The sequence below is a fragment of the Nonomuraea sp. NPDC005650 genome (assembly GCF_040605375.1).
Lineage (GTDB): Bacteria > Actinomycetota > Actinomycetes > Streptosporangiales > Streptosporangiaceae > Nonomuraea.
The window spans coordinates 121,523-145,916 of sequence record NZ_JBEXCR010000010.1 but is presented as its reverse complement, the minus strand read 5'-3'; the positions used below and the strand labels follow the sequence as shown (position 1 = coordinate 145,916).

General features: G+C 71.3%; 25 protein-coding genes. 13 read left to right on the top strand and 12 right to left on the bottom strand.

Translation table 11 applies throughout. The features are described 5' to 3' along the window. Window positions 1-404 precede the first annotated feature (404 nt). A complete protein-coding gene (locus ABZS69_RS19145) occupies window positions 405-1,280 on the top strand; it encodes an LLM class F420-dependent oxidoreductase (protein WP_355373764.1) in 876 nt (291 codons plus the stop codon). A 172-nt stretch (window positions 1,281-1,452) separates the two neighbouring features. Beyond that, window positions 1,453-2,256 (top strand): SAM-dependent methyltransferase, encoded by an 804-nt coding sequence (locus ABZS69_RS19140; RefSeq protein WP_355373761.1) that lies wholly within the window; start codon window positions 1,453-1,455, stop codon window positions 2,254-2,256. Between the two features lie 4 nt (window positions 2,257-2,260). On the opposite strand, the gene ABZS69_RS19135 is transcribed toward ABZS69_RS19140, so the two are convergent. After that, a complete protein-coding gene (locus ABZS69_RS19135; protein ID WP_355373759.1) occupies window positions 2,261-3,385 on the bottom strand; it encodes an acyltransferase in 1,125 nt (374 codons plus the stop codon). A 129-nt stretch (window positions 3,386-3,514) separates the two neighbouring features. On the opposite strand from ABZS69_RS19135, the gene ABZS69_RS19130 reads away from it, so the two are divergent. After that, on the top strand, window positions 3,515-3,745 hold the full coding sequence (locus tag ABZS69_RS19130; protein ID WP_355373757.1) for an antitoxin: 231 nt from the start codon (window positions 3,515-3,517) through the stop codon (window positions 3,743-3,745). An 8-nt stretch (window positions 3,746-3,753) separates the two neighbouring features. Here ABZS69_RS19130 and ABZS69_RS19125 read toward each other — a convergent pair whose 3' ends face one another. Beyond that, on the bottom strand, window positions 3,754-4,572 hold the full coding sequence (locus ABZS69_RS19125; RefSeq protein WP_355373755.1) for an MBL fold metallo-hydrolase: 819 nt from the start codon (window positions 4,570-4,572) through the stop codon (window positions 3,754-3,756). A gap of 36 nt (window positions 4,573-4,608) precedes the next feature. Between ABZS69_RS19125 and ABZS69_RS19120 the strand changes: the two genes are divergently transcribed. Then, window positions 4,609-6,099, top strand: coding sequence for a cobyric acid synthase (locus ABZS69_RS19120; RefSeq protein ID WP_355373753.1), 1,491 nt, complete (start codon window positions 4,609-4,611; stop codon window positions 6,097-6,099). Here ABZS69_RS19120 and ABZS69_RS19115 read toward each other — a convergent pair. Together ABZS69_RS19115 and ABZS69_RS19110 are read right to left on the bottom strand one after the other, a co-directional pair. Beyond that, window positions 6,096-7,109 carry a 1-acyl-sn-glycerol-3-phosphate acyltransferase gene (locus ABZS69_RS19115; RefSeq protein ID WP_355373751.1) on the bottom strand — a complete coding sequence of 338 codons (1,014 nt, stop codon included), beginning with the start codon at window positions 7,107-7,109 and terminating at the stop codon, window positions 6,096-6,098. The genes ABZS69_RS19120 and ABZS69_RS19115 overlap by 4 nt on opposite strands. Window positions 7,110-7,137: 28 nt before the next feature. Further along, on the bottom strand, window positions 7,138-7,950 hold the full coding sequence (locus ABZS69_RS19110) for a patatin-like phospholipase family protein (RefSeq protein ID WP_355373749.1): 813 nt from the start codon (window positions 7,948-7,950) through the stop codon (window positions 7,138-7,140). Window positions 7,951-8,050: 100 nt separating this feature from the next. Between ABZS69_RS19110 and ABZS69_RS19105 the strand changes: the two genes are divergently transcribed. Genes ABZS69_RS19105 through ABZS69_RS19095 form a run of 3 tightly spaced genes read left to right on the top strand, consistent with a single transcriptional unit; the run spans window position 8,051 to window position 10,756 of the window. Then, window positions 8,051-8,950, top strand: coding sequence for an ABC transporter ATP-binding protein (locus tag ABZS69_RS19105; protein ID WP_355373746.1), 900 nt, complete (start codon window positions 8,051-8,053; stop codon window positions 8,948-8,950). Further along, complete coding sequence (locus ABZS69_RS19100; protein ID WP_355373743.1) at window positions 8,940-9,731, top strand: ABC transporter permease subunit; 792 nt, start codon at window positions 8,940-8,942, stop codon at window positions 9,729-9,731. The genes ABZS69_RS19105 and ABZS69_RS19100 overlap by 11 nt, the downstream gene beginning before the upstream one ends. Continuing rightward, complete coding sequence (locus ABZS69_RS19095; RefSeq protein WP_355373741.1) at window positions 9,731-10,756, top strand: helix-turn-helix domain-containing protein; 1,026 nt, start codon at window positions 9,731-9,733, stop codon at window positions 10,754-10,756. The genes ABZS69_RS19100 and ABZS69_RS19095 overlap by 1 nt, the downstream gene beginning before the upstream one ends. A gap of 18 nt (window positions 10,757-10,774) precedes the next feature. On the opposite strand, the gene ABZS69_RS19090 is transcribed toward ABZS69_RS19095, so the two are convergent. Both ABZS69_RS19090 and ABZS69_RS19085 read right to left on the bottom strand, forming a co-directional pair. Next, the gene (locus ABZS69_RS19090) at window positions 10,775-11,389 is read right to left on the bottom strand and encodes a LysE family translocator (protein WP_355373738.1); all 615 of its coding nucleotides are present in this window, start codon (window positions 11,387-11,389) and stop codon (window positions 10,775-10,777) included. Between the two features lie 4 nt (window positions 11,390-11,393). Further along, window positions 11,394-12,341, bottom strand: coding sequence for a quinone oxidoreductase (locus ABZS69_RS19085; RefSeq protein ID WP_355373735.1), 948 nt, complete (start codon window positions 12,339-12,341; stop codon window positions 11,394-11,396). Window positions 12,342-12,472: 131 nt separating this feature from the next. Here ABZS69_RS19085 and ABZS69_RS19080 point away from each other — a divergent pair, with 131 nt between their 5' ends. Continuing rightward, entirely contained in the window at window positions 12,473-13,351 is an 879-nt protein-coding gene (locus ABZS69_RS19080) for a hypothetical protein (RefSeq protein WP_355373732.1), read from the top strand. 11 nt (window positions 13,352-13,362) lie between these two features. Further along, a complete protein-coding gene (locus ABZS69_RS19075) occupies window positions 13,363-14,985 on the top strand; it encodes a serine/threonine-protein kinase (protein WP_355373729.1) in 1,623 nt (540 codons plus the stop codon). Between the two features lie 184 nt (window positions 14,986-15,169). Here ABZS69_RS19075 and ABZS69_RS19070 read toward each other — a convergent pair whose 3' ends face one another. Continuing rightward, complete coding sequence (locus tag ABZS69_RS19070) at window positions 15,170-15,706, bottom strand: TetR/AcrR family transcriptional regulator (protein ID WP_355373726.1); 537 nt, start codon at window positions 15,704-15,706, stop codon at window positions 15,170-15,172. A gap of 181 nt (window positions 15,707-15,887) precedes the next feature. Here ABZS69_RS19070 and ABZS69_RS19065 point away from each other — a divergent pair, with 181 nt between their 5' ends. Together ABZS69_RS19065 and ABZS69_RS19060 are read left to right on the top strand one after the other, a co-directional pair. After that, complete coding sequence (locus tag ABZS69_RS19065) at window positions 15,888-16,502, top strand: ATP-binding cassette domain-containing protein (protein ID WP_355373723.1); 615 nt, start codon at window positions 15,888-15,890, stop codon at window positions 16,500-16,502. Window positions 16,503-16,607: 105 nt separating this feature from the next. Next, the gene (locus ABZS69_RS19060) at window positions 16,608-17,480 is read left to right on the top strand and encodes a virginiamycin B lyase (protein WP_355374181.1); all 873 of its coding nucleotides are present in this window, start codon (window positions 16,608-16,610) and stop codon (window positions 17,478-17,480) included. 153 nt (window positions 17,481-17,633) lie between these two features. On the opposite strand, the gene ABZS69_RS19055 is transcribed toward ABZS69_RS19060, so the two are convergent. Further along, window positions 17,634-18,311 (bottom strand): HAD family phosphatase, encoded by a 678-nt coding sequence (locus ABZS69_RS19055; RefSeq protein ID WP_355373720.1) that lies wholly within the window; start codon window positions 18,309-18,311, stop codon window positions 17,634-17,636. Next, window positions 18,301-19,374, bottom strand: coding sequence for an ABC transporter ATP-binding protein (locus tag ABZS69_RS19050; RefSeq protein ID WP_355373717.1), 1,074 nt, complete (start codon window positions 19,372-19,374; stop codon window positions 18,301-18,303). Before ABZS69_RS19050 ends, ABZS69_RS19055 begins: the two co-directional genes overlap by 11 nt. 116 nt (window positions 19,375-19,490) lie before the next feature. Between ABZS69_RS19050 and ABZS69_RS19045 the strand changes: the two genes are divergently transcribed. Next, entirely contained in the window at window positions 19,491-20,597 is a 1,107-nt protein-coding gene (locus tag ABZS69_RS19045; protein ID WP_355373714.1) for an RNA-guided endonuclease TnpB family protein, read from the top strand. Window positions 20,598-20,716: 119 nt separating this feature from the next. Here the strand turns inward: ABZS69_RS19045 and ABZS69_RS19040 are convergent, their stop codons facing one another. Genes ABZS69_RS19040 through ABZS69_RS19030 form a run of 3 tightly spaced genes read right to left on the bottom strand, consistent with a single transcriptional unit; the run spans window position 20,717 to window position 23,519 of the window. Continuing rightward, window positions 20,717-21,559 carry an ABC transporter permease subunit gene (locus ABZS69_RS19040; RefSeq protein WP_355373711.1) on the bottom strand — a complete coding sequence of 281 codons (843 nt, stop codon included), beginning with the start codon at window positions 21,557-21,559 and terminating at the stop codon, window positions 20,717-20,719. Further along, the gene (locus ABZS69_RS19035) at window positions 21,547-22,371 is read right to left on the bottom strand and encodes an ABC transporter permease (RefSeq protein WP_355373709.1); all 825 of its coding nucleotides are present in this window, start codon (window positions 22,369-22,371) and stop codon (window positions 21,547-21,549) included. Before ABZS69_RS19035 ends, ABZS69_RS19040 begins: the two co-directional genes overlap by 13 nt. Next, window positions 22,368-23,519 carry an ABC transporter substrate-binding protein gene (locus ABZS69_RS19030; RefSeq protein ID WP_355373706.1) on the bottom strand — a complete coding sequence of 384 codons (1,152 nt, stop codon included), beginning with the start codon at window positions 23,517-23,519 and terminating at the stop codon, window positions 22,368-22,370. Before ABZS69_RS19030 ends, ABZS69_RS19035 begins: the two co-directional genes overlap by 4 nt. Window positions 23,520-23,629: 110 nt before the next feature. Here ABZS69_RS19030 and ABZS69_RS19025 point away from each other — a divergent pair, with 110 nt between their 5' ends. Further along, window positions 23,630-24,376, top strand: coding sequence for a GntR family transcriptional regulator (locus tag ABZS69_RS19025; protein WP_355373703.1), 747 nt, complete (start codon window positions 23,630-23,632; stop codon window positions 24,374-24,376). Window positions 24,377-24,394: the final 18 nt, after the last annotated feature.

Sequence of the window (24,394 nt, the reverse complement as noted above, 5' to 3'; positions counted from 1 at the left end):
GACGTCGGGGCCATTCGAGCGGATCGAGGGGTCATCTGGGCGCGGTCCCTTCGGGAGGGCGCCGGCGAGCCGGCGACAGGACGTCCTGGGGGGGATAAGGGCGTGTGCGTACACGGGACCAGGACGCCGGCCGCGCGGCGGCCGTACGCGCCTGATACGGCGGCGACCTGCGGAAGCAGGCCGCTCATCCGAAGTTGAAGGTCACGTTACGTCGGCATTTCTGGTTACGTCAACCCATGAAACAAATAGGAGGACAGCCTGCTTCGGCCGAGTGCGTGGTCCGGCATCCGTGAGATAATGCTCTTATCGGAGCCCTCTCGGCCTCGGGCGCAGCCCAGGCGAGAGGGTTTTTTCATGCCCGCCCGCAGCGGGCAGCTGCCTTCACCTCATCAAGGAGTGTCCCCATGGACCTTGGTCTGACCTGCCCGCGTTTCCTCTGGCCCGGCGGCGACATCGCCGGTGAGTTCGCCGCCGTCGCCCGCGGTGCCGACCGGGCGGGGCTGCGCAGCCTGTGGGTGATGGACCACTTCTTCCAGATCCCCAACTTCGGCGCGGCGGAGGATCCGATGCTGGAGGCGTACGGGGCGCTGTCCTACGCCGCCGCCCTCACCAGCCGGGTCACCCTGGGCGCCCTCGTGACCGGCGCCGTCTACCGCGCGCCCGGCCTGCTGATCAAGCAGGTCAGCACCCTGGATGCGCTCTCCGGTGGGCGCGCCGTCCTCGGCATCGGCGCCGGCTGGTACGAGCCCGAGGCCCGCGGCCTCGGGCTGCCCTTCCCGCCGCTGGCCGAACGGTTCGAACGGCTGGAGGAGACCCTCCAGATCGCCCGGCAGATGTGGAGCGACCGGGACGAGCCGTACCGGGGCCGGCACCACACCCTGGAACGTACGCTCAACGCGCCGCAGGCCGACCCGCCCATCCTCATCGGCGGCAGCGGGGAGAAGAAGACCCTCCGCCTCGTCGCCCAGTACGCCGACGCCTGCAACTTCCTGCACGGCGCCGACGTCCGGCACAAGCTCGGCGTGCTGCGCGCCCACTGCGAGCGGCTGGGCCGGCCCTACGAGGACATCGAGAAGACCCTCCACCTGCGCATCCCCGAGGGCGAAAGCGTCGAGCAGAGTGTGCGGCGCTGCGCCGAGCTCGCCGCCCTGGGCATCGACCACGTCATCGTCGCCGTCCCCGACCCTGCCGCCGACGCGTGGCAGGCCCATCTGGCCGAGCTCGCCGCGCGGATATCCACCATCATTCCGTTCGGCCGCAAGGGGGGTGATTCTGGATGAGCGACCGCTGACGGCCTCCTGCCGGCGGCTCCGGGGGGTTGACTGTGAGCCATGTCACCTGTCAGGGCGGGTGAAGGGAGCAGAACGCCGCGTTTGACACCAAAACCTGACTCGCCTCCCTCGCGGATTGCGATAACTTGTGTACGGAATGATCACGAATGGAGGCCGTGGCATGCCGGAGCAAGGCGGTGGCGGTGCGATGGGGATCGACGTCACCAGGCCAAGCGTCGCCCGTATGTACGACTACTACCTCGGAGGCAAAGACAACTTCGAGATCGACCGTGAGGCCGTGCGGCGGGTCGAGAAGGCGATGCCCGAGATCCGCGAGCTGGCCCAGGAGAACCGCGCGTTCCTGCGCCGCGCGGTGCGCCACATGGCCCGGCAGGGGATCCGGCAGTTCATCGACATCGGCTCCGGCCTGCCCACCGTGGGCAACACGCACGAGATCGCGCAGCGGATCATCCCGGACGCCCGCGTGGTGTACGTCGATAACGACCCGGTCGTGCTGCAGCACGGCCGGGCGCTCCTGGCGACCGACAAGAACACCACCGTGGCCGCCGCCGACATGCGCCGCCCGGCCGACGTCCTCGGGCATCCGGAGACGGTCAAGCTCATCGACTTCAACGAGCCGGTCGGCGTCCTGATGATCGCCATGGTGCACTTCCTCACCCTGGAAGAGCGTGGCTCCGTCATGGGCCAGCTGCGCCACGCCCTGGCCTCCGGCAGCCACCTCACGGCCACCCACGTCACCGGTGACGGCCACTCGGTGGACGCGGTGGCCCAGATCGAGGCGGTGTACGCGGCCACGCCGACGCCGATCTACTTCCGCGACCACACGGACGTGGCGGGCTTCTTCGACGGGTTCGACCTGGTGGACCCCGGTGTGGTCACCATCGACACCTGGCACCCCGACCCGGCCGACCCGGCTCCCGCCGCCACGCGGTGGCTGTACGGGGGCGTCGGGCGCAAGCCCTGAGGGCTCAACGACGTTCGGCCCCGGCCGCGAGCAGGCGTTTGCCGAGACGCTGGGCCGGGGCCTCGATCAGCCGGTAGGTCATGGCGCTGAGCGGGATCAGGACGAGGAAGTACAGCACCGGGTTCGGGAGGACGTGCAGCAGGATCGGGTGCAGCAGGTAGACGGAGAAGCTGATCACGCCGAGCCAGGGCAGCCAGCGCGGGAACGCCCGCCGGCGCAGCGCGAACGCCAGCGCGAAGGCGCCGAACGCCAGCGCGATCGCCGGCGCCCAGCCGGGATCGTCCTTGGCGGGGAGCCCGCAGACCAGCACCGCCGCCACCGCGACGGCCGCCGTGCGCCAGGGGATGGCTCCCCGCTCGGCCCGGTACACCGCCGTCCCCGCGAACATCGTCGCCAGGATGATCACACCCTGCCAGGTCCCGCCCCGGCTGCCCAGGATCACCAGCGCGAGCCCGAGCAGACCGCCCGCGACCGCGGCGGCCGTACGGACCCCGCCGCGCCCGAGGGCGGTCACCGCGATGGCCGCGACGACCGCGAGGGGGAGCAGCGTGGCGGCCACGTCGTCCTGGCCGCCCAGCATCGTCTGCGGCACCAGCAGCCCCAGCCCCACGGCCACCAGCGCCAGGACGACGGCGATCTCCGCTGACCTGCCGGCCTGCCGGACCTGGAACAGCGCGACGCTGATCAGGTAGAACGCCATCTCGTACGAGAGCGTCCAGGTCACGCTGATGACGGCCGGCAGGTTGAGCAGCTCCTGCAGCATGGTCAGGTTGCCGAGCGCGACCACGGCGACGGGCCGGTCGGCCAGCCGGGGTTCGAGGGGGAGCACGCCTGCCAGGGCGAGGAGGAGCACCAGGCAGCAGGCGCTGATCAGCAGGGGGAGGAGGCGGAAGGCCCGCCCGGTCCAGAAGGCCCGCACGTCGCCGCGCCGCTCCAGGGAAGCGGGGATGATGTACCCGCTGACCAGGAAGAACACGAACACGCCGAAGGTGCCGAAGTCGATCCTGCGGTCCACCTCCGCCCAGAGGACCGGGGCGTAGGTCCAGCCGGCGTGGTGCATGGTGACGGCCAGCGCTGCCGGTCCCCGCAGGGCGTCCAGCCAGGCCAGCCGGGCGGGGGCCGAGAACATCTGCCGGATTCTAGGCCATCCGGGATCGTCGACGAGCCACGTCCCAGCTCAGGGGCCTGGCGGGCGGCGTGAATGTGCCGGATGCGGGGGTAGGGGGCGCTCATAGTCCGAAGAAACGGGGAAACGTTCATGAGCCGCATCGCAGAATGGCTGAAGAAGGCGGAGAACCTGGCCAGAGGGCATTCCAAGCAGGCCGACGAGGTGGTGGACCGCGCCGAGCAGTACGCGAAGGAGCGGACCGGCCACAAGTACGACGAGCAGATCTCGAAGGGCGCGGACGCGTTGCAGGAGCGGTACGGCGGCGGGAAGCAGCCGTCCGACGGGGACGAGGAGAACAAGGACCAGAGGCGCGAGGGCTGAACGGCCGGCTACCTGTCCTCGACGTTCTCGACGTCCTCGACGAAGGAGAGGTAGCGGTCGGCTGAGCGGCGGACGGCCTCCGCGCCGTCCCCGTACACGACGCTTTTCCACCAGCCCCCGTAGACCCTGTCGAACGCGTAGGGCTCCAGCAGGTCCAGGGCGCGGCGCACGACGTGTGGGCGCTCCGGGATGTAGTTGGGGTAGCTGTACATGAAGCTCACCCAGCGCCGGTCCTGGACGACCTGGAGGATGTCGCCCGAGAACAGGGCGCGCCCGGACGAGGAGTGCAGCACCTGGCCGCCCGGGAAGTGCACGCCCGCGTTGATCAGGGTGAGGTCCTCCGACAGCCGGTGGGTGTCGCCTTCCCAGAAGACCACCGCGTCATCCGGCCTGGCCACCCACTGCCTGTCGGCGGCGTGGATGTAGACCGGGGCGTCGAAGGCCCGGGACCATTCGATCATGGAGCCGTAGAAGTGGGGGTGGCTGATGGCGATGGCCGACACCCCGCCCAGCTCCTGGACCTGGGCGAGCAGGTCGTCGTCGAGGTAGGAGACCATGTCCCACAGCACGTTGCCCGCCGGCGTGCGGACGAGGAGCGCGCGCTGGCCGATCGCCGTGGGCGGGGCGGTGCCGATGCCCACCACGCCCGGGCCCTCCTCCTCCACCCGGCCGCGATGGCCCTCGGCCGCCAGGCCCGCCAGGGTGGTCCACTGCTGCCCGGCCCAGCCGACGTACTGGCGCTCGTCCTCGCAGATCGGGCAGTCGGCGCGCGGCTCGGCGTACTGGACGCCGCAGGTGCGGCAGATGGGCAGGTCGGCCGATGGCATGCGGCCAGCCTATCGCCGGGCCTGTACGGTGATCGCATGGTCAGAGGGGGGTTGCTGGTCGCGGGGACCACGTCCGACGCGGGCAAGAGCGTGCTGACGGCGGGGATCTGCCGGTGGCTGGCCCGCAGGGGCGTGCGCGTCGCGCCGTTCAAAGCGCAGAACATGTCGCTCAACTCGTACGTCACCGCGCAGGGCGCCGAGATCGGCCGGGCCCAGGCGACGCAGGCGCAGGCCGCCTACCTGGAGCCGACGGTGGACATGAACCCGATCCTCCTCAAACCGGGCACCGACCGCCGCAGCCAGGTCGTCCTCATGGGCAACCCGGTGGCGGACGTGGACGCGATGGAATACGGCGCGCTCAAGGACCTCCTGCGCGCCACCGCGCTGGAGGCGCTCGAAAGGCTCAGGAGCCGGTACGACGTGGTCGTGTGCGAGGGCGCGGGCAGCCCCGCCGAGATCAACCTGCGCCGCGGCGACCTCGCCAACATGGGCCTGGCCAGGGCCGCGAACCTCCCCGTGATCGTGGTCGGCGACATCGACAGGGGAGGGGTGTTCGCCGCGTTCTACGGCACGGTGGGCCTCTTAGATGCCGACGACCAATCGCATATTTCCGGATTTGTCGTGAACAAGTTCCGCGGCGCGCGGGAGCTCCTGGAGCCCGGGCTCGACATGCTCAGGCGGCTGACCGGGCGCGAGGTGTACGGCGTGCTGCCCTGGCTCGACGGGCTCTGGCTGGACGTCGAGGACTCCCTGGCCCTGGACAGCAGGAAGGTCGCCGTACACCCCCCGTACGGCCGGCAGACCCTCCGGGTGGCCGTCGTGCGGCTGCCCAGGATCTCGAACTTCACCGACGCGGACGCCCTGGCCGCCGAGCCGGGGGTCGTGGTGCGTTTCGTGACCGATCCGGTCGAGCTGGACGACGCCGACCTCGTGGTGCTGCCGGGCTCCAGGGCCACGGTGAGCGACCTGGCGTGGCTGCGGGAGCGCGGGCTGGCGGCGGCGATCACCGGCCGGGCCGGGCCTGTGCTGGGGATCTGCGGCGGCTTCCAGATGCTCGGGCGGGAGATCGTGGACGAGGTGGAGTCGGGGGCGGGCAAGGTCGAAGGGCTGGGGCGGCTGCCGGTGCGGATCGAGTTCGGGAAGGACAAGCGGCTCGGCCGGCCCGAGGGCAGCGCGTACGGGCAGCCGGTCCGCGCGTACGAGATCCACCACGGGCTGGCCTCCGTGGACGGCGGCGAGCCGTTCCTGGACGGCTGCCGGGTCGGCAACGTCTGGGGCACCACCTGGCACGGCGCCCTGGAGAACGACGGCTTCCGCCGGGCCTTCCTGGCCGACGTGGCCGCGCGGGCGGGGCGCGACTTCGTGCCGGCTCCCGGCACGGACTTCGCCGGGCTCAGGGAGGAGCGGCTCGACGCGCTCGGCGACCTGGTGGAGCGGCACCTCGACACGGACGCGCTGCTCCGCCTCATCGAGCACGGCCCGACGGACGTCCCGTTCCTGCCCCCGGGCGCGCCGCCGCTCGGCTAGCCCGATTGCGTGCGGGCCATGCGCTGGGTGTCGATCCAGGCGTCGATCTGCTCCCAGTGGTCGTACAGCCACCGGATCCGCTCCTCCCGCTCCTTCGGGATCTCGGCCGCGGGCACCCGCCACCACTTCGCGGTGATGTGAGCGTTGACGGGCAGCTTGCGCCAGACGTCCCCCAGCGTGATGAGGTCGTCGAGCCCGGTGTGCGCGACGAAGACGACGTCCGCCGACGGGCACGCCTCGATGGCCGTGATGGCGCCGTTCGGGCGGGGCGGGAGCAGGTGGTCCATGCCGCGCGCCCGCTCCGCCTCCTCGGTCAGCCCCTTCTCCTCCAGCCGCCGGATGGCGAGCCGGCGGCGGCGCGGGGTGAAGTTCCCGCCCTCGGGGAAGATCACGAGGGCGTCCTGGTCGCCCATCGTGGCGGCGAGGCGGTGGATCTCCTCGATGATCCGCTTCTGTCCGGACTTGCGGGACACGAACGCGTTCGGCAGCCGGTTGACCACGACGTCCAGCGAGGGGTCGTACTGGAGCGCGGCCTTCATGACGATGCGGGGCTGTCGGTGATAGAGCGACAGGAGGTGATAAATCAGCAAAAAGGAGTCGCCGGGGCCGGCGTGCCGCGACAGCACGATGACCGGTCGCGTCAGCCTGGCGGCCTGCTCCTCCGCCGTCAGCTCGGGCTCCTGGATCTCCAGCGTCAGCCGGAAGATCCGCACGGCGGCCGCGTACACCTTGGCCAGGAACCACCTGATCAGGGCGTAGTGCCGCTCCTGGCGCCGGGCCCCGCCCGCCACCCACAGCCACAGGCACGTGATCAGCACGCCCGATTCCAGCGTCAGCCACACCGTGGCGAACCAGACGAACCTCGCCCCCCTGCGCTGCGGCGGCGGCAGGCGCAGCGAGGCCGCCGCCGAGACGACCAGCCAGAACGGCAGCGTCACCACCATGAACACGGTCATCACGATGACCAGCGGAGCCAGCACCAGCCGGCGCAGAATACGCGGTGGAAGCAACGGCGGCCTCCCTGTGACGGTCTGTCTCTCAGTCTCCTCTGTTCCGCAGATAGCGGGAAGAAGCCGTGTACGCGCGGTCGATGCAGTCGGAGATCTGCGAGACGTCGCGGTAGCGCAGCGTCGAGAGCGGCTCGGTCACCCCGGCGGGCAGCACGTGCACCTCCACGCCGGGCGGCAGGCTGGCCATGTCCTCGGCGAACCGGTGCCTGCGCGCGATCTCGAACGCCACCATGCCCACCTCCCAGAACCTCCTGGGCGGCGTCAGCGGCCGCTCGATCCGCCCGACGTGCAGGACATATACCCGTTTGGCGCCGAGCTGCACGGCCCGCCCCACGGGGATGCTGTGCACCAGCCCCCCGTCGTAGAAGTGCTCGCCGCCGACCACCACGGGCGGCAGCAGCCCGGGCACCGCGCACGACGCCAGCACCGCCTCGACCAGCGGCCCGCCGGTGAACCAGTGCGCCGCCGCCCGCTCGACCGAGGCCGCCACGCACTGGAAGGGGACCTCCAGCTCCTCGATCCGGGAAACCCCCACGGTCCCGCTCAGAACCTCGCGCAACGGGCCGATCGGGTGCAGATGGGTGCCGGTCCTGGCCAGCGTGGACAACCGGGCCACCCACGAGCCGGCGAAGGCCGTACGCACGACGTCGGAGCGCCACAGCGAGGTCAGCCTCTCCACCGCCTCGGAAGGGGCGGCGGCGATGACCGCCCCGTTCAGGGCGCCCACAGAGGTGCCCACCACGAGGTCGGGCCTGATGCCCGCCTCGTCGAGCGCCTGCAGCATGCCAACCTCGTGCGCGCCGAGCACGCCCCCACCACCGAGCACGAACGCCGTCTCCACCCGACCCACCCTCTCGTTGCCGCGTCCCGGAAGCAAAGCCATCCGCACGCTGCCGGACCCCTCCAGTGACGGAAGTCCCGCGCGGCGGGACGATTCGGCCATGACAGCAGTGGTGCAGACCGAAGGGCTGACCAAGTATTACGGCAGGCGCCGCGGCCTGGAAGATCTCACGCTGGAGATCCAGCCGGGGGAGATCTTCGGGTATCTCGGGCCGAACGGCGCAGGCAAGACGACCACGCTCCGGTTGCTGCTCGACGTGATCAGGCCCACCCGGGGCACGGTACGCGTCCTCGGCGCCGACCCGCGCGAGTCCGCGATCCGCTCCAGGATCGGCTATCTGCCCGGCGAGCTGGCGCTGGAGGGCCGCGAGCGGGCCAAGGACTACCTGCGCTTCCTCGGCAGGGTACGCGGCGGCGTGCCGGACACGCGCATCGACGCCCTGGCCGAGCGGTTCGAGGCCGACCTGTCGGTGCAGATGCGCAAGCTCTCCAAGGGCAACAAGCAGAAGGTCGGGCTGATCCAGGCGTTCATGCACGAGCCGGAGTTCCTCATCCTGGACGAGCCGACGGGCGGGCTGGACCCGCTGGTGCAGCACGAGTTCCTGGCCATGCTCAGGGAGGTGCGCCAGGCCGGGCGCACCGTGCTGATGTCCTCGCACGTGCTCGCCGAGGTCGAGAACGTCTCGGACCGGGTCGGGATCGTACGGGACGGGCGCCTGGTGGCCGTGGAGGACGTGGCGGCGCTGCGCGAGAAGGCGGTGCGCCGGGTCGAGCTGCACTTCGACGCGCCCGTGCCGCGAGCGGCGTTCGAGAACCTGCCCGGCGTGCGCGACCTGCGCGTGGAGGGCGCCGGCGTGCGCTGCACGATCGACGGCCGGCCGGACGCGCTGATCAAGGCGGCGGCCCGGTTCACCGTGGTGCACATGGTGAGCGCGGAGCCGGACCTGGAGGAGATCTTCCTGACCTACTACGGGGACGAGGAGCGGCACCATGATCGCTAAGAGCCTGCGCGACAACCGGCGGTCGCTCATCTGGTGGTGCCTGGGCATCAGCGCCTTCATGGCCGTCTATCTGGGCACGTACGCCAACATCAGGTTGAACCCCGAGACCTACGGCGCCATGGCTGTGGCCAAGTTTCCCGGGCCGCTCAGGGACCTGATGGGCGGGCTCGGGGACTTCGCCTCTGGCACCGGCTACCTGCAGACGGTCGTCTACCAGCTCTTCGTCCCCATGCTGTTCATCGTGTTCGCGATGTCCCTGGCCAACCGGGCGATCGCGCAGCCGGAGGAGTCGGGCACGCTGGAGCTGGTCGTCACGCTTCCGGTGGACCGGCGGCGGCTGGTGCTGGACAGGTTCGCCGCGCTGGCGGCCGCGATGCTCGCGGTGGCCGTCGTGACGCTGCTGGTCACGTGGGCGACGAGCCAGGCCGTGGAGATGGGGGTGCCGTTCGACCGGATCCTGGCCGCGCACCTCGGGGTGTTCCTGGTCGGCCTGCTGTTCGGGACGATCGGGCTGGCGGCCGGAGCGGCCACCGGGCGCAGGACGATCGCCTCGGCCGTGGTCGGCGTGTGGGTGGTGGCCGGCTACGTCGTGGTCACGATCGGCCGGAACATCGACGCCGTCTCCTGGCTGAAGTGGCTCTCGCCGTTCCACTACTACGCCGAGGGCAGGCCGCTCTATGAGGGGCTGCCGGTCGGGGACTACCTTGTGCTGGCGGGGGCCACGGTCGTGCTGGCGCTCACCGCCGTGCTCGCCTTCGACAGGCGTGACGTAGGAGTGTGATGGCGATCTCCGAGATGCCCGCCGACCTGCTCGGCGGGCATCGCCAGGTGCTGGCCGAGCACGCCGCGACCGGCCGCTTACCCTCCCGCGAGGCGCTCGACGCCTACCGCGCCGCGGGCAGGCGCGCCGCCAGGCTGGGGGTCCCGCTGCGGGCGCTGGTGGACGGCGCCCTCGCCGCCGGCGAGGGGCTGCCGGGAGCGCTGCCCGCGCTGCGCAAGGCGGTCTCCGCGCTGATGGAGGGGTACGAGCGGGCGCAGCTCGCCGCCGTCCGAGAGGAGGAGCGGGCCTGGAGGGAGTTCGTGGACGACCTGCTCCAGGGGCGGGCCGAGCGGCTGGCGGAGCGGGCCGAGCACTTCGGGCTGCGGCTGGCGGGGTCCTACGTGGTGGCCGTGGCCCGCGGCATGCGCGACGGCGACCAGGACCGCATCGAGCGGGACCTGATCGCCCGGTTCGGCTCGCACAACGTGCTCGTGGCCGTGCGCGACGGGCTGCTGGTGTGCGTGGCCCCGGAGACGCTGCCGGCCGCGGTGGGGGAGTTCACCCATCACGTACGCGCCCGCTTCCCGGCCGGGTGGCGCGTCGGGGTGGGCCGCCCCCAGCGTGGCCCCGGCGGCGTCGTGTCCTCCTACCGGGAAGCGGCGCAGGCCCTGGAGCTGGCCGATGGGCTGGGGCTCAGGGCCGACGTGGTCAAGGCGGCCGACCTGCTCGTCTTCCCCGTGCTGCTGCGTGACAGGAGCGCGATCGAGGACCTGGTGACCAGCGTGCTGAGCCCGCTGCTGGGGGCGCGGGGCGGGCACGAGCCGCTGCTGGAGACGCTGGAGGCCGTCTTCGCCTCGCACGGCAACCAGACGGCCGCGGCCCGGCGGCTGGGGCTCAGCACGCGGGCGGTCACGTACCGGCTGGAGCGCATCCGCCGCCTGACCGGCTTCTCGCCGGACGACCCGACGCAGCGCTTCACCCTGGAGACCGCCGTGCTCGGGGCCCGCCTCCTGGGCTGGCCCACGAGCCCCGGCCTCAGTCGGTGACGGCGGGGCCCTTCGGCCTCAGTCGGTGACGGCGAGGCGGATGCCGAAGCCGACGATGACCACGCCGGTCAGGCGGTCGAGGAAGCGGCGTACGGCGGGCGTCCGCAGGAAGCCTCCCACCAGCGACGCGAACCCGATCAGCGCCGCGCTCCACAGCAGCCCCTCGGCCACGTGCACGCCGGCCAGCACCAACCCCATGACCGCGTGCGGCGCCCCGTCCGGGATGAAATGCGGAAGCATGGCCACGTAGAACGCCCCGACCTTGGGGTTGAGCAGGTTCGTGACCAGCCCGCGCCGGAACCCGCCCCCGAACCGCACCGCCTGCTCCGGCTCGTCGTGGGGCGCGGCCTTGGCCAGGAGCATGCGCAGGCCCATCCACACCAGGTACGCCACGCCGGCCCAGCGCAGGATCTCGTAGCCGAGCCGTGAGGCGGCCAGCAGCGCCGACAGCCCGGCCGCGGTGAGCACGCCCCACGTGAGCGTGCCGAGCTGGATGCCGAGCGTCACGCCCCAGGCCGCCCGCCTGCTCGCCAGCAAGGACGTACGCAGGATCAGGGCCGTGTCGAGGCCGGGGGTGAGCGTGAGCAGTGCCACCACGGCGGCGAACGACCAGATTGATCCTGCGATGTCCATGGCGTCAGGGTATGAGGAGCAGTTTTCCTGTCGTCCGGCGGGCCGCCAGGTCCTCGTGCGCCTGGTGCGCCTCGGCCAGCGGGTAGCGGTGCGAGACGTTGATGGTGAGCTGTCCCGCCTTGATCCAGCCGAACAGGTCGGAGGCGCGCTGGAGCAGCTCCTCGCGCTCGGCTATGTAGTGGACCAGCGTGGGCCTGGTGAGGAAGAGCGAGCCCTGCCGGTTGAGGATCTGGGGGTCCATCGGCGGGACCGGGCCGCTGGCGGCGCCGTACAGGGCCATGAGGCCGCGCGGCCGCAGCGCTTCGAGCCCGCCGTCGAACGTGGCCTTGCCGACGCCGTCGTACACGACGTCGATCTTGTTCCGCAGCGCCTCGGCGAAGTCGTCGTACCGCAGCACCTCGTCGGCGCCGGCCTCCCTGGCCAGCTTCTCCTTCTCGTCGGTGGAGACGGTGGTGTAGACCTTGGCGCCCTTGAACTTGGCCAGCTGGATGAGCAGCTGGCCCATGCCGCCGGCGCCGGCGTGGACGAGCACCTGGTCCCCCTCCCGCACCGGGTGAGTGGAGTGGGTGAGGTAGTGGGCGGTCATCCCCTGCAGCATCGTCGCCGCGGCCACCTCGGCCGGGACTCCGTCGGGCACGGGCACCGCCCGGATCGCCGGGATCACCGCCTTCTCGGCGTAGCTGCCCAGGACGTTGGCCCAGGCCACGGTGTCGCCCACGGCCACGTCCCGCACCCCCGGCCCGACGGCCGAGACCGTGCCCGCGCCTTCGGAGCCGATGGAGGTGGGCAGGTTGAGCGGGTACGCGCCGGAGCGGTGGTAGATGTCGATGAAGTTGACGCCGCTCGCGGCGACGTCGACGACGATCTCCCCTTCACCGGGGACGGGATCGGGCCGCTCGACGTATTCGAGAACCTCAGGACCGCCAGGGGCGGAGACGACGATGGCATGCATGACTCCTAGTCAACTCCGTCCGCGCGGGGGATCGCCACCTGGGTCCGGATCTGAGGACCACTCGCGCGGGGGATGGGGATGGCTCTCGCGGGGGAACGCCTGGCGGGGGCGGGCCGCCCAGGATGGTGGGCATGTCGAATGTCCGAGTGGGCGTGACGCTGGTCTGGGTCGCCCTCTACGGCGGGCTGCGGGTCTACTGGCAGCTCGGCCACCTGCCGGAACGCCTGTCCCCGGCCGGTCCCGACCTGCTGGTGTTCACCGGGTGGTGGGCGGTGGGCCTGTGCGGGGCGGCGGTGGCGGTGCTGGCCGCCATGCTGATCCTGCCTCGGGGACGGGTTCTGGCGGGCGCGGCCTGGGTCGTGGGCGGCGCGTTCGTCGGGTCGGGGGCGCTGTTGCTGCTCGACGTCGTCGGGTTCGTCCTTCCCGGGCTGAGGATCCCGGTTTATCCGCTGGGGGCGCTCAGCAAGGCGGCGTGCGTGGGGGCGGGAGTGCTGATGTGGCGGGCCGCGCGGGCGTACCCGCCCCCGCGGCCCAGGACTCTGGCGCGCACCCCGACGTGGGCCTTCGTGGCCGCGTACGTCGCCGTCGGCGGGTGTCTCGCGCGGATCCTGGCGCAGGCGGCCGTCGGCATCGGGGGTGGGGACCCGGGTTTCGAGGCCGGGTTCCTGCTGGCCGGGACGGTGCTGCCGCTCGCGCTTGTCCACCGGTGGGGGCGGGTGTGGCCGCGCTGGGTGCCGGTGCTGGCCGGTCGGGGCGTGCCGCGGCGGCTGGTGCTGTGGCCGGGCGTCGCGGTGTCGGGCGGGCTGCTGGCGTACTTCGGGGTGGGGCTCGGGCAGATGGTGGCCGAACGGCTCTCCGGAGTCGTCCCGTTCGCCGGGAGCGGCCTGCCGGAGGTCTTCTACTGGGTCGCCGTCCCCGCGTACGTGCTCTGGGGAGCCGGGCTGGCGGTGGCGGCGCTGGCATATACGTGGCGTACTCGGGCCCCTGCGCGGAGTGCGGCGGATCGGTAAGCTTGCCCGGCGTGAGCGGTGATACCTCCCATATCGGGCGCTACAGGTTGCTCGGCGTGCTGGGGCGGGGCGGCATGGGCACGGTCCATCTCGCCGAGGATCCGGCCGGGCAGCGGGTCGCCGTCAAAGTGATCAACCCGGAGCTGACCCAGCACGAGCAGTTCCGCATGCGGTTCCGCAGGGAGGCGGACGCCGCCCAGCGGGTGCGCAGGTTCTGCACGGCCGCGGTGATCGAGGCCGCGCTCGACGGCGACCAGCTCTACGTCGTCACCGAATATGTGCCCGGCCCGAACCTCGAAGCCGCCCTGAGCCAGTCGGGCCCCCTGCGCGGCTCCAGCCTCGACGCGCTGGCCGTCAGCGTGGCCACTGCGCTGACCGCCATCCACGGCGCCGGAGTGGTGCACAGGGACCTCAAGCCGTCGAACGTGCTGCTGTCGCCCGTCGGCCCGCGCGTGATCGACTTCGGCATCGCGCGGGCGCTGGACACGCTCGGAGGCGTCACGGGCACCGGCGAGCTGGTGGGCACGCCCCGCTACATGGCTCCCGAGGTGCTGCGGGGCGAACCGGTCTCACCGGCCTGCGACGTGTTCTCGTGGGGATGTCTGGTCGCGTTCGCCGCCAGCGGCAGGCCGCCCTTCGGGGGCGACACGCTGCCCGCGATCGTCTACCAGGTGCTCAACACCGAGCCGAACCTCGACGCGGTCGAGCCCGGCCTGCGCGAGCTGGTCGGCGCCGCGCTGCGGAAGGACCCGGCCACGCGGCCCACCGCGCAGCAGTTGCTCGACCACCTCGTCGGGCGCTCGGCCGCGCCCGAGCAGGCGGCGCAGACCGTACAGGTGGCCTGGCAGCAGGCCACGGCGCCGTACACGGCCGTCCAGCAGCCGACCGGGAGCAACCGCACCAAGCTGATCGCGGGGGCCGCAGCGGCCGCGGCGGTGCTCGTGGCGGGCGCGGTGGCCGCGTGGGCGGTGCTGAGCCCCGGTGGGCCGCCCGACCTGGGCGTCCTCTACCGCGAGGACTTCACGCAGACCAGCGGCGGCTGGAGCGGCGTCTACGACCCCGACGAGACGGCCAGCTACGGCTACCGGACGGACGGGACGTACGGGCTGGATGTGGAGAAGGGGTCCGAAGAGCGGTCGGCGAAGGCCCCCATACCCTTCCTCATCGCCAAGCCGACCACCACCCCCGAACCGTCGGCCACGCCCACGCCGATGCTGCCCTCGACCGTCGTGGTCGCCGTCACCGCCGAGGTCAAGAAGTCCGTCGGGACCGGTGAGTACGGCGTGTACTGCCACAACGTGGACGAAGACGACACGTACTACGAGTTCGCCCTCGACACGACCGGCAAGGCCAGGATCCGGCGGATCGTGGACGGCTCGGGCGGAACGCTGGCCCAGCCGGTGCAGGTGGACGGGCTGCCCGGCAGGGCCCGGCTGGCGGCGGCGTGCGAGCAGGTCGGATCGGCGGTGCGGCTGACGATGTGGGTGAACGATCATCAGGTGCACCAGGTGGAGGATCCTAACGGGCTCGGGAACGGGTACGTGGGGCTGTTCGCGCGTACGCCGAAGGACGGCACGTCGCTGCTGAAGACGACGTTCGACGACTTCGAACTACGCGGCCAGAAGGAGCCCTGACCCCCACGGCCTGCTCGGCAACACCTCGGGCACCCGGTCCGCGGAACACCGACGCACGCCCCTCCCAGAACACCGCCCCGACCGACCGGCACGTGGAACACCCACGGAGGCCGGTCGGGTCGTAGAACCCCCGCCGGGGGTCGTCGACTCGTAGAACGCCCACCTGGATCGGCGGGTCGGCTGCTCATAGGACGCCGGCTCGGGCGGCGGCCAGTGCCGCGTCGGCGGCGCGGTCGGCGTCCCGCTCCGTGACCGGCTCGTGCGCCACGAACAACCGGTAGTAAACGGGCGCGACCGCCACCCTGATCACCTCCCTGACATCCACCATGTCGGGCAGCTCACCGCGTTCGACAGCCCGCCGCACCACCTCGGCTGACTGCTCGTGCCGGGCCATGAAGAACTCGTGCAGCGCCCGCGCCGCATCGGGATCCTGAACAGCCGCCGCCACGAACGCCGACGACACCGGCCCCAGCTCCGGATCGTCGAAACCACTCCGCACCAACTGGACGATGCCCCTCAGATCACCTTCGATCGAGCCGGTGTCCGGAATGGGCCACGGCTCGCCCCCGGCCAGCTCCAGGGCGTCGGAGATCAGCCCCGCGACACTGCCCCAGCGCCGGTAGACGGTCGTCTTGTGCACTCCCGACCGCTCGGCCACGTTCTCCACCGTCAGGCCCCGGTATCCGTGCTCGGCCAGCTCGGCGAGGGTGGCCTGCCGCACGGCGTCCCGAACCCGGGCGCTTCGCCCACCCGGCCGCTTGTTCGACTCCAAAAACTACTCCAGTTGCATTAGCGCTCCCCGCATGGCACACTAACGCTACATCAGTTGCGATTGGAGTTCTATCCTGATCAACCTTCGAGGCGTTTCCAAGTCGTACGGCGAGCGAGCCGTCCTCGCCGACGTGTCCATGTCCGTCAGGTCCGGCGAGCGCCTGGGCGTCGTCGGCGAGAACGGTCCGGGCAAGTCCACGCCGCCGCGACTCCTGGCCAGGGTCGAGCGGCCCGACGACGTCGAGGCGACGCCGCCCGACGACGTCGGCTACCTCAAGCGGACGCTCGACCTGCCGGTTCAGCAGGCCGTCGTCGCCGCCGCGAGGGCCGGCCTGCGCACCGTGGAGCGCCGGATCCGCGATCTGGAGTCGGCCCTCACCGATGACGTCATGGCGAAGTACGGCAGGCTGCTGACGGCGTACAAGCAACGGGACGGCTACGAGCCGGACGCATGGGTGGACGGGGCGTTCCACGGGCTGGGGCTGTCCCCACGTGGGCCGCGACCGGCCACTGTCCACCCTCTCGGGCGGGAAGCAAGCCCGCCTGAGCCGGCCTGCGCCTTGGCCGCCACGCCGAGGGTGCCGCCGAGCGGCACCATTCGGGCCACGGCGGGCCTGCGCCTTGGGCGCCGCGCCGAGAGTGCTGCTGCCCGACGAGCCGACCGACCACCTGTCGCCGCTCCTGGCCGAGGAGCTCGAACAGGCACTCGGCGACTCCCGAGGCGGGCCCGTCGCGGTGTCGCATGACCGCGCCCTCATCCGGCGCTTCCGGGGGACTGAGATCACGATGGCAGGAGGACATAGATGTTGAGCCGCGCAGGATCGACCAGTGAAGGACCGCAGATGTTGACCATGATCGGTGAGGGCGCGCCGTACGGCATCGCCGCCGGTCCGGACAGAGCGCTCTGGTTCACGCTCGTCCACGAAGGGCGCATCGGCAGGATGGTGCCCGGCGAGCGGCCGGTGATCCACCGGCTCGATCCGGCCGACGGGCAGCCGACCGTGATCACCCCGGGGCCGGACGGGGCGATGTGGTTCGCGGAGGGCAAGGGCGGCCGGGTCTCCCGGATCACCGCCGACGGACAGGTGACCTCCCACGAGGCGGACTCACCGTACGGGATCGTCGCCGGACCCGACGGTGCCATGTGGTTCACCCAGATGCAGACCGGCAGGATCGGGCGCATCGGGCCCGGCGGGGAGCGGACGGAGTTCGAGGTGCCGGGGGAGGGCGGCATGCCCGCCGCCATCACGGCGGGGCCGGATGACGCCCTCTGGTTCACGATCAACCAGGGCAACGCCATCGGGCGGATCTCGCCGGCGGGCGAGGTGACCGTTCACCCGCTCCCCACGGAGGGCGCCGCCCCGGTGGGCATCACGCTGGGGCCGGACGGGGCGCTCTGGTTCGTGGAGATCGGCGCCGGTCAGGTGGGGCGGATCGACATCGCCGGAAAGATCACCGAGTACCCCCTGCCCGACCGGGCCGCCCGACCGCACGCGATCGTCACCGGCCCCGACGGCGCCCTCTGGTTCACCGAGTGGGCCGCCGACCGCCTCGGCCGCATCACCACCGACGGCACCATCGAATCGCACCCGCTCTCGATCGGACCGCTGGCGGGGGATGACGGCACCCGAAAGGCCGAGCCGCACGGGCTGACGGTCGGGCCGGACGGGGCGATCTGGGTGGCCCTGGAGGCAGGCGCCCTGGCCCGCATCAGCACCGACTGACAAACCACCACCACCTCGGCGACCGCATCTACCAACTCTGGTCGCCCGTCGCCCGTCGCCCGTCGCCCGTCGCCCGTCGCCCGTCGCCCGTCGCCCGTCGCCTGTCACCCCTCGCCCGTCGCCCGTCGCCCGTCAGCCGTCATCCCTCGCCCGTCACTCGTCGCCCGTCCGTCCCTTGCCGTCAGCCGTCACTGGTGGGTGGTCGTTGGTCATGAGGTGGGTCAGCGATGGCAGGCCCTTCTCGGGGGACGTCACCAGGACGCGGCACCCCGCGGCCGTGGCGGCGGCGATGCCGGTGGGGCTGTCCTCGACGGCGACGCAACGGGAGGGCGTCGTGCCGAGTCGGCGGGCCGCCTCCAGGTACGGGTCCGGGTGCGGCTTGCCGCGGGCCGTGTCCTCGTTCGTGATCACCAGGTCGAACGTGTGCCCGAGCCGCGGCAGCACCAGGTCCACGATGGTTCGGGGGGAGGCGGTGACCAGGGCGGTCGGGATGGCGGTGGCGGCCAGCTCGGCCAGGAGCTCCGGTGCCCCTGGCATGACCTTCACGCCCTGCTCGATGCGGTCGGCGAAGGCGTCCGTGAGCTCCCTGACCACCTCGGTCATGAGCGGTGGGTCCGGCGAGGGACGGGGTGGGGGTGTGGGAGTGAGGAGGTGGGCGGCCACGTCCTCGATCGTGCGGCCGAGCACGTACGGCACGTCCTCCGCCCCCAGCGACCGCCCGAGGGAGGCGGCGATGGAGGCGGTGGCCTGCCACCACAGCCCTTCGGTGTCGACCAGGGTGCCGTCCATGTCGAACAGGACGGCATCCAGGCCGGCGTGCTCAGATCGCATCGGCCGCCACGACCGGGGCCGGGACCGTGACCGTGCGGGGCGCCACCAGGACGGGGCGGTCCACCAGGCGGACGGTGACCCGCGTTCCGGGTGCGAGGCGGGCCGCCTCGTGGCCGGGGACGTCGGCCAGGACCTCCCCGCCTTCCACCGCCACCCGGAGGCGGACGGAGGCGCCGCGGAAGGAGGCGGCACGCACCTCGGCGGGACCGTCCTCGGCCGGGACGACCTGGACGGCCTCGGGACGGATCAGGACGTCCACGGACGGATCGGCGGGCACCTGGCCGTCCACGGGCAGGAGCTGGCCGAGCACCGTGACCTGGTCACCCGAGACCTGGCCGGCGAGGTGGTTCATGGTGCCGACGAACTCCGCAACGAAGGGGGTCGCCGGGCGGTCGTAGATCTCGGCGGGCGAGCCGACCTGTTCGAGCCGCCCGTCGCGCAGCACCGCCACCTGGTCCGCGATCGACAGCGCCTCCTCCTGGTCATGGGTCACGAAGATGGTGGTGATGCCCAGGTCGAGCTGGAGGCGGCGGATCTCCTCGCGCAGCGACACGCGTACTTTCGCGTCCAGCGCCGACAGCGGCTCGTCCAGCAGCAGGACGCGCGGTTCCAGGGCGAGCGCGCGGGCCAGGGCGACGCGCTGCTGCTGGCCGCCGGAGAGCTGGTGCGGGTAGCGGTCGGCGTGTGAGGGGAGGCCGACCAGTTCGAGGAGTTCGTCGGCCTTCTTCCGCCTGGTGGCCACGGGCACCTTGCGGACGCGCAGGCCGAAGGCCACGTTGTCGCGGGCGTTCAGGTTGGGGAAGAGGGAGTAGGACTGGAAGACCATGCCCGCGTCCCGCTTGTTGGCCGGTACGTCCGTGATGTCCCGGCCGTCCACGAGCACCGCGCCCGAGTCCGGCCGCTCGAACCCGGCCACGCACCGCAGCGCGGTCGTCTTCCCGCAGCCCGAGGGCCCCAGCAGCGCGACGAACTCGCCGGGCGCGACGATGAGGTCGAAGCCGTCCAGCGCGACCGTCTTGCCGAACACCCGCCGCAGCGCGCGGAACTCCACCGATGCGGTCATCAAATCTCCTAAAGCGTGGAAACCCCGTCCTCCAGGACGGGGAAGGAACGTGGAACAGTGCGACGGGATCGAACGTGTGCACGATGAGTGACTGATCGCGTACTAGAATGTGAACTGTGGCGCAGACCGTGAAGCGGGCCTACAAGTACCGCTTCTACCCGACCCCCGAGCAGGCTGAAGAGCTCGCTAGGACGTTCGGCTGCGTCCGCCTCGTCTACAACAAGGCGCTGGAGGAGCGCGCCCGTGCCTATGTCATCGAAGGGCGTCGCGTCTCCTACGTGGAGTCGTCGGCGGCCCTGACCGCATGGAAACGCAGCGGCGATTACGCCTTCCTGTCGCAGGTCTCCTCCGTGCCGTTGCAGCAGGCGCTGCGCCACCTCCAGGCGGCGTTCGCGAACTTCTTCGCCAAGCGGGCCAAATACCCGACGTTCAAGTCGCGCAAGAAGTCGCGGGCCTCGGCCGAGTACACCCGCTCGGCCTTCCGCTGGCGCGAGGGTCGGCTGTGGCTGGCAAAGATGGACGCGCCGCTCGACATTCGCTGGTCGCGTCCGCTGCCGGCGGGCGCCGAACCGTCCACGGTCACTGTCTCCCGGGACGCGGCGGGCCGTTGGTTCGTCTCCCTGCTCGTGGAAGAGACGATCGCTCTCCTCCCACCGGAGGAGCAGGCGGTGGGGGTGGATGCGGGCATCACCGCCCTGGCCACGCTTTCCACCGGAGAGAAGATCGTCAATCCCCGCCACGAACGCCGCGACCGGCGCAAGCTGGCCAGGGCCCAGCGGGCGCTGGCCCGCACGGCCAAGGGGAGCGCCAACCGGGCCAAGGCCCGGCTCAAGGTGGCCCGTGTCCATGCCAGGATCGCCGATCGTCGCCGGGATTTCCTGCACAAGCTCACCACTCGACTCGTCCGCGAGAACCAAACGGTCGTGATCGAGGATCTCACCGTCCGCAACATGGTGAAGAACGGCAAGCTCGCCCGCGCCATCTCCGATGCCTCGTGGCGGGAGCTGCGGGGCATGCTGGAGTACAAGGCCGCCTGGTACGGGCGGGTCGTGGTCGCGGTGGATCGCTGGTTCCCCTCCTCCAAGCTGTGCTCGGCGTGCGGGAGCGCGCAAGACGAGATGGCGCTGAATATCCGGGAATGGGCATGCGCTTGTGGCGCGGCCCACGATCGGGACGTGAACGCGGCCCGCAACATTTTGGCCGCCGGGCAGGCGGACAAGTAAAACGCCTGCGGAGCTGGTGTAAGACCTCAACGAGAGTCCTCTCAGGCGGGCGACCGGCGGTGAAACAGGAACTTCCACGGGTGACCGTGGGAATCCCCTCGTTTATGCGAGGGAGGAAGTCAATTCCCCTTCTCCTTACCGAATGCCGAGGACACAGCGAGCAGCAGCAGCCAGATGAGCAGGAGGCTGAGGATCGACACCGCGACCGAGAGCTGCCCCTTGGAGCCGGCGACGGTCACGATCCACACCGCGAACGGCGCGTACCCCAGCAGGCTGGCCACGGTGTATTCGCCCAGCACGAGGGCCAGCGTCAGGAACGACGCGCTGGCCAGGGCCGAACGCAGGTTGGGCACGACCACCCTGACCAGCACGTACGGCCACGAGGCGCCCAGGTTGCGGGCCGCCTCCACCAGCGTCCGCACGTCCATCGTGCGCAGCCCGGCGTCCAGCGACCGGTAGACGAACGGCAGCACGAGCACCACGTACGCCAGCACCAGCACCACGGGGAACGCCGGGTCCTGGACCGCGATCAGCGTGGCCCAGAACGGCGTCGGAGCCAGCACGTCCGTCCCGGTGCGCAACGACGTGCCGATCCCGGCCACGAAGACGATGGGCGGCACCACCAGGGGCAGCGTGCACAGCACCTCCATCAGCGGGCGCAGCCGCGGCGCGAAGAGCCGTACGGCCAGCATCGCGGGCAACGCCAGCAGCAGCACCAGCACGATCGTGGCGACGGCCAGGGACAGCGACAGCAGCAGCGAGCGCACGAACCCGTCGGCCGTCAGCAGCGAGCTGTAGGCCGAGAACGACACCCCGGTGGCCGGGGTGTAGATCGTGTACCAGAGCGAGGCGCCGAGCGGGATCAGGAAGTAGGCCGCCGCCAGGAGGAACACGATTCCGCGCCACACGCGAGGGCGCGCGGAGCCCCCCGAGATGCGCTCCAGGCCGGTCAGTGCAGCCATCGGGAGCTCCTCTTCTGCAGCGGCAGGTAGATCGCCATCACGAGCCCGGCCACGACGACCATGTCGAGGCTGAGGGCCAGCGCGATGTTCTCGTAGCCGACCAGCACGTCGCCGGTGAGGGCGCTGGCGATCTTCAACGTGACGAGGGGGACGACGGTCCCGACCATGGCGTTGGCGGTGGCGTACGCGGAGAAGGCCGACCCGAAGAGCAGCACCACCCCGCCCAGCATCGACGGCGTCAGCACCGGCAGCGCGACGAAGCGCCAGTAGTGCCAGGAGGTGGCCCCGCTGTTGGCCGCCGCCTCTCGCCACTGCGGCCGCAGCCCGTCCAGCGCCGGCGCCATGACCAGCACCATCAGCGGGACCGAGAAGTACAGGTAGACCACCGCCAGGCCCCAGAACGTGTAGAGCGAGCCGGACGGCAGCCCGACCAGGCCGCTGACCACGCCGGAGTTGCCGAGCGTGGCGATCCAGAAGAACGCCAGCGGCACCCCGCCGAAGTTGGCCAGCACGCCGGAGGCCGTCAGCACGGCCTCGCGCAGCCACGTGAGGCTGGAGGTCACGACGGCGTACGCGAGGAACGTCCCCAGCACGGCCCCCAGCAGCGCGACCACGCCGGACAGCTGCACGCTGCCGAGCATCGCGGTGAGATAGCCGCCCTGCAGGCTCTGCGAGAGGTTCGCCAGGCTCGGCCGCCCCTTCACCGTGAACGCCCCCGCCACCAGCGCGATGGCGGGGACGCCGAAGACGAGCGCGAAGAAGGCCAGCAGCGGCAGCGCCCCGAGCCAGCCCTTCGAACGGGAGCGGTTCATCCCGAGATCGCGGCGTCCCAGCCGCCGGCGAGCTTGGCCTTGGCCGCGTCCACCTGCTGGGTCGTCGGGAACGTGGGCGAGCCCTCCACCGCCGGCAGCTTCTCCGCCAGGGCCTTGTCCGCGGTGCCGTCGGAGGTCATCGAGGGCAGCAGGACCGGGCGGGCGAAGCCCTTGAGGAAGAGGTTCTGGCCCTCGGCGCTGTAGAGGTACTCCTGCCACAGCCTGGCGGCCGCCGGGTGCGGGGCGTCCTTGTTGATGGCCTGGGCGTACATCTGGAAGTACTTGCCGTCGGAGGGGATGTTCACCTTCCAGTCGAGGCCCTTGGCGGCCATCTGGGGCGCGTAGGCGGCGTTGTTGTAGTCCCAGTCGATGCTGATCTGGGTCTCGCCCTTCTCGATGGTCGCCGGCGTGGTCTCCACCGGGTTGTAGTTGCCGGCGTCCTTCAGCTTCTTGAAGAAGTCGATGCCGGGCTGGATGTCGTCGAACGAGCCGCCGTTGGCGAGGGCGGCGGCGTACACGCCGGCGAAGGCCGAGCCCGCCTTGGTCGGGTTGCCGTTCATCGCGACCTTGCCCTTGTACTCGGGCTTGAGCAGGTCGGCGAAGCTAGTCGGGCAGGTCGAGATCTTCTTGGCGTCGCAGCCGATGGACACGTAGCCGCCGTAGTCGTTGACCCAGAGCCCGGTGGCCTCCTTCTGCCCCTCGGGGATCTTGTCGAAGGACTGCACCTTGTACGGTGCGAACAGGCCCTCGCCGGCGCCGCTGATCGCGAACGACTGGCCGAGGTCGAGCACGTCGGGGGCGCGGTCCTGGCCCTTGCGCGTCTTGACCGCGTTGATCTCGTCGGCGCTGGCCGCGTCGGGCGTCTCACTCTCGATCTTGATGCCGTACTTGGCCTGGAACTTCTGGATGATCTCCCCGTAGTTCGCCCAGTCCGGGGGAAGGGCGATGACGTGGAGATTTCCCTCCTTCTTGGCCGCCTCGACGAGCTTGTCGAAGCCGCCGAAGTCCGCCGCCGAGGTGGCGCTGGCCGCGTTCGGGCCGGAGGATGACGCGGTGGATTGCTGGGTGCTGGGCGCGGCGCCGCACGCCGCGGTGACTACGGTAAGGGCTGCGGCAATGCCGGCCGCACGGGCGCGAGGAGCGAACACAACGCCTCCACTTTCAGGGGTGTGGAAGGAATTTAAGGCAACTTGTACAAACAAGCGAGCACTAGTAAGTCCCACGAATGTTGCTCTTTCGTGAATGGGAAGGGTCGCGGATGGTTGCGCGCTATGAACTGATCGCTGATGATCTTCGAAACGAGATCGTCTCCGGCGCGCTCCCGGTCGGTTCGCAGCTCCCCAGCGAGGCTGAGCTGGCCGAACGCTACGCCGCGGCCCGCGGCACCGTACGCCAGGCGGTGGCCGTGCTCGCCACCGAGGGCCTGGTCGGCTCCCGGCAGGGGGCCAGGCGCATCGTGCTCGGCAGGGCGCGCAGCCAGAGCTTCGGCGAGTTGCACAGCTTCGCGCAGTGGGCGCGCGCGAACGGCTACCGCTTCGGCGGCCAGGTGATCACCCAGCGCCGCAGGGCCGCGAGCGCCGCCGAGTCCGCCAGGCTCGGCTCCGGCGAGGTCCTGGAGGTGCTGCGGCTGCGCTCGCTGGAGAGCGAGCCCGTCCTGCTCGAACGCACCGTGTACGCCGAGTGGGTGGCCGCCGCCGTCGAAGGGCTCCCGGCCGACTGCGAGTCCGTCACCGAGGCCCTGTACGACTCGATCGGCCTCGTGTTCGCCTACGGCGAGCACCTCATCGACGCGGTGTCCGCCGGCGCCGAGGACGCCCGCCTGCTGGGGGTGCGCCGCGGGAGCCCGCTCCTGCGCCAGCGCAGGATCACGACCACGCACGAGGGCCGCCCGGTGGAGTCCTCGGACGACCGCTACCGGGCGGGCAGCGTGACCTTCAGCATCCGCAACTCGATCGGCGCCAACCCTCTCGTGAGACAGGCCGGCGACTTGCGCTCGGGGCGCTGAGAACATATGTTCGACATA

Bases quoted from the DNA above. Each gene is read 5' to 3' on its own strand.
- ABZS69_RS19145 (WP_355373764.1), top strand. From the start codon at position 405: ATGGACCTTGGTCTGACCTGCCCGCGTTTCCTCTGGCCCGGCGGCGAC.
- ABZS69_RS19140 (WP_355373761.1), top strand. From the start codon at position 1,453: ATGCCGGAGCAAGGCGGTGGCGGTGCGATGGGGATCGACGTCACCAGG.
- ABZS69_RS19135 (WP_355373759.1), bottom strand. From the start codon at position 3,385: ATGTTCTCGGCCCCCGCCCGGCTGGCCTGGCTGGACGCCCTGCGGGGA.
- ABZS69_RS19130 (WP_355373757.1), top strand. From the start codon at position 3,515: ATGAGCCGCATCGCAGAATGGCTGAAGAAGGCGGAGAACCTGGCCAGA.
- ABZS69_RS19125 (WP_355373755.1), bottom strand. From the start codon at position 4,572: ATGCCATCGGCCGACCTGCCCATCTGCCGCACCTGCGGCGTCCAGTAC.
- ABZS69_RS19120 (WP_355373753.1), top strand. From the start codon at position 4,609: ATGGTCAGAGGGGGGTTGCTGGTCGCGGGGACCACGTCCGACGCGGGC.
- ABZS69_RS19105 (WP_355373746.1), top strand. From the start codon at position 8,051: ATGACAGCAGTGGTGCAGACCGAAGGGCTGACCAAGTATTACGGCAGG.
- ABZS69_RS19100 (WP_355373743.1), top strand. From the start codon at position 8,940: ATGATCGCTAAGAGCCTGCGCGACAACCGGCGGTCGCTCATCTGGTGG.
- ABZS69_RS19095 (WP_355373741.1), top strand. From the start codon at position 9,731: ATGGCGATCTCCGAGATGCCCGCCGACCTGCTCGGCGGGCATCGCCAG.
- ABZS69_RS19090 (WP_355373738.1), bottom strand. From the start codon at position 11,389: ATGGACATCGCAGGATCAATCTGGTCGTTCGCCGCCGTGGTGGCACTG.
- ABZS69_RS19085 (WP_355373735.1), bottom strand. From the start codon at position 12,341: ATGCATGCCATCGTCGTCTCCGCCCCTGGCGGTCCTGAGGTTCTCGAA.
- ABZS69_RS19080 (WP_355373732.1), top strand. From the start codon at position 12,473: ATGTCGAATGTCCGAGTGGGCGTGACGCTGGTCTGGGTCGCCCTCTAC.
- ABZS69_RS19060 (WP_355374181.1), top strand. From the start codon at position 16,608: ATGATCGGTGAGGGCGCGCCGTACGGCATCGCCGCCGGTCCGGACAGA.
- ABZS69_RS19055 (WP_355373720.1), bottom strand. From the start codon at position 18,311: ATGCGATCTGAGCACGCCGGCCTGGATGCCGTCCTGTTCGACATGGAC.
- ABZS69_RS19050 (WP_355373717.1), bottom strand. From the start codon at position 19,374: ATGACCGCATCGGTGGAGTTCCGCGCGCTGCGGCGGGTGTTCGGCAAG.
- ABZS69_RS19040 (WP_355373711.1), bottom strand. From the start codon at position 21,559: ATGGCTGCACTGACCGGCCTGGAGCGCATCTCGGGGGGCTCCGCGCGC.
- ABZS69_RS19035 (WP_355373709.1), bottom strand. From the start codon at position 22,371: ATGAACCGCTCCCGTTCGAAGGGCTGGCTCGGGGCGCTGCCGCTGCTG.
- ABZS69_RS19025 (WP_355373703.1), top strand. From the start codon at position 23,630: ATGGTTGCGCGCTATGAACTGATCGCTGATGATCTTCGAAACGAGATC.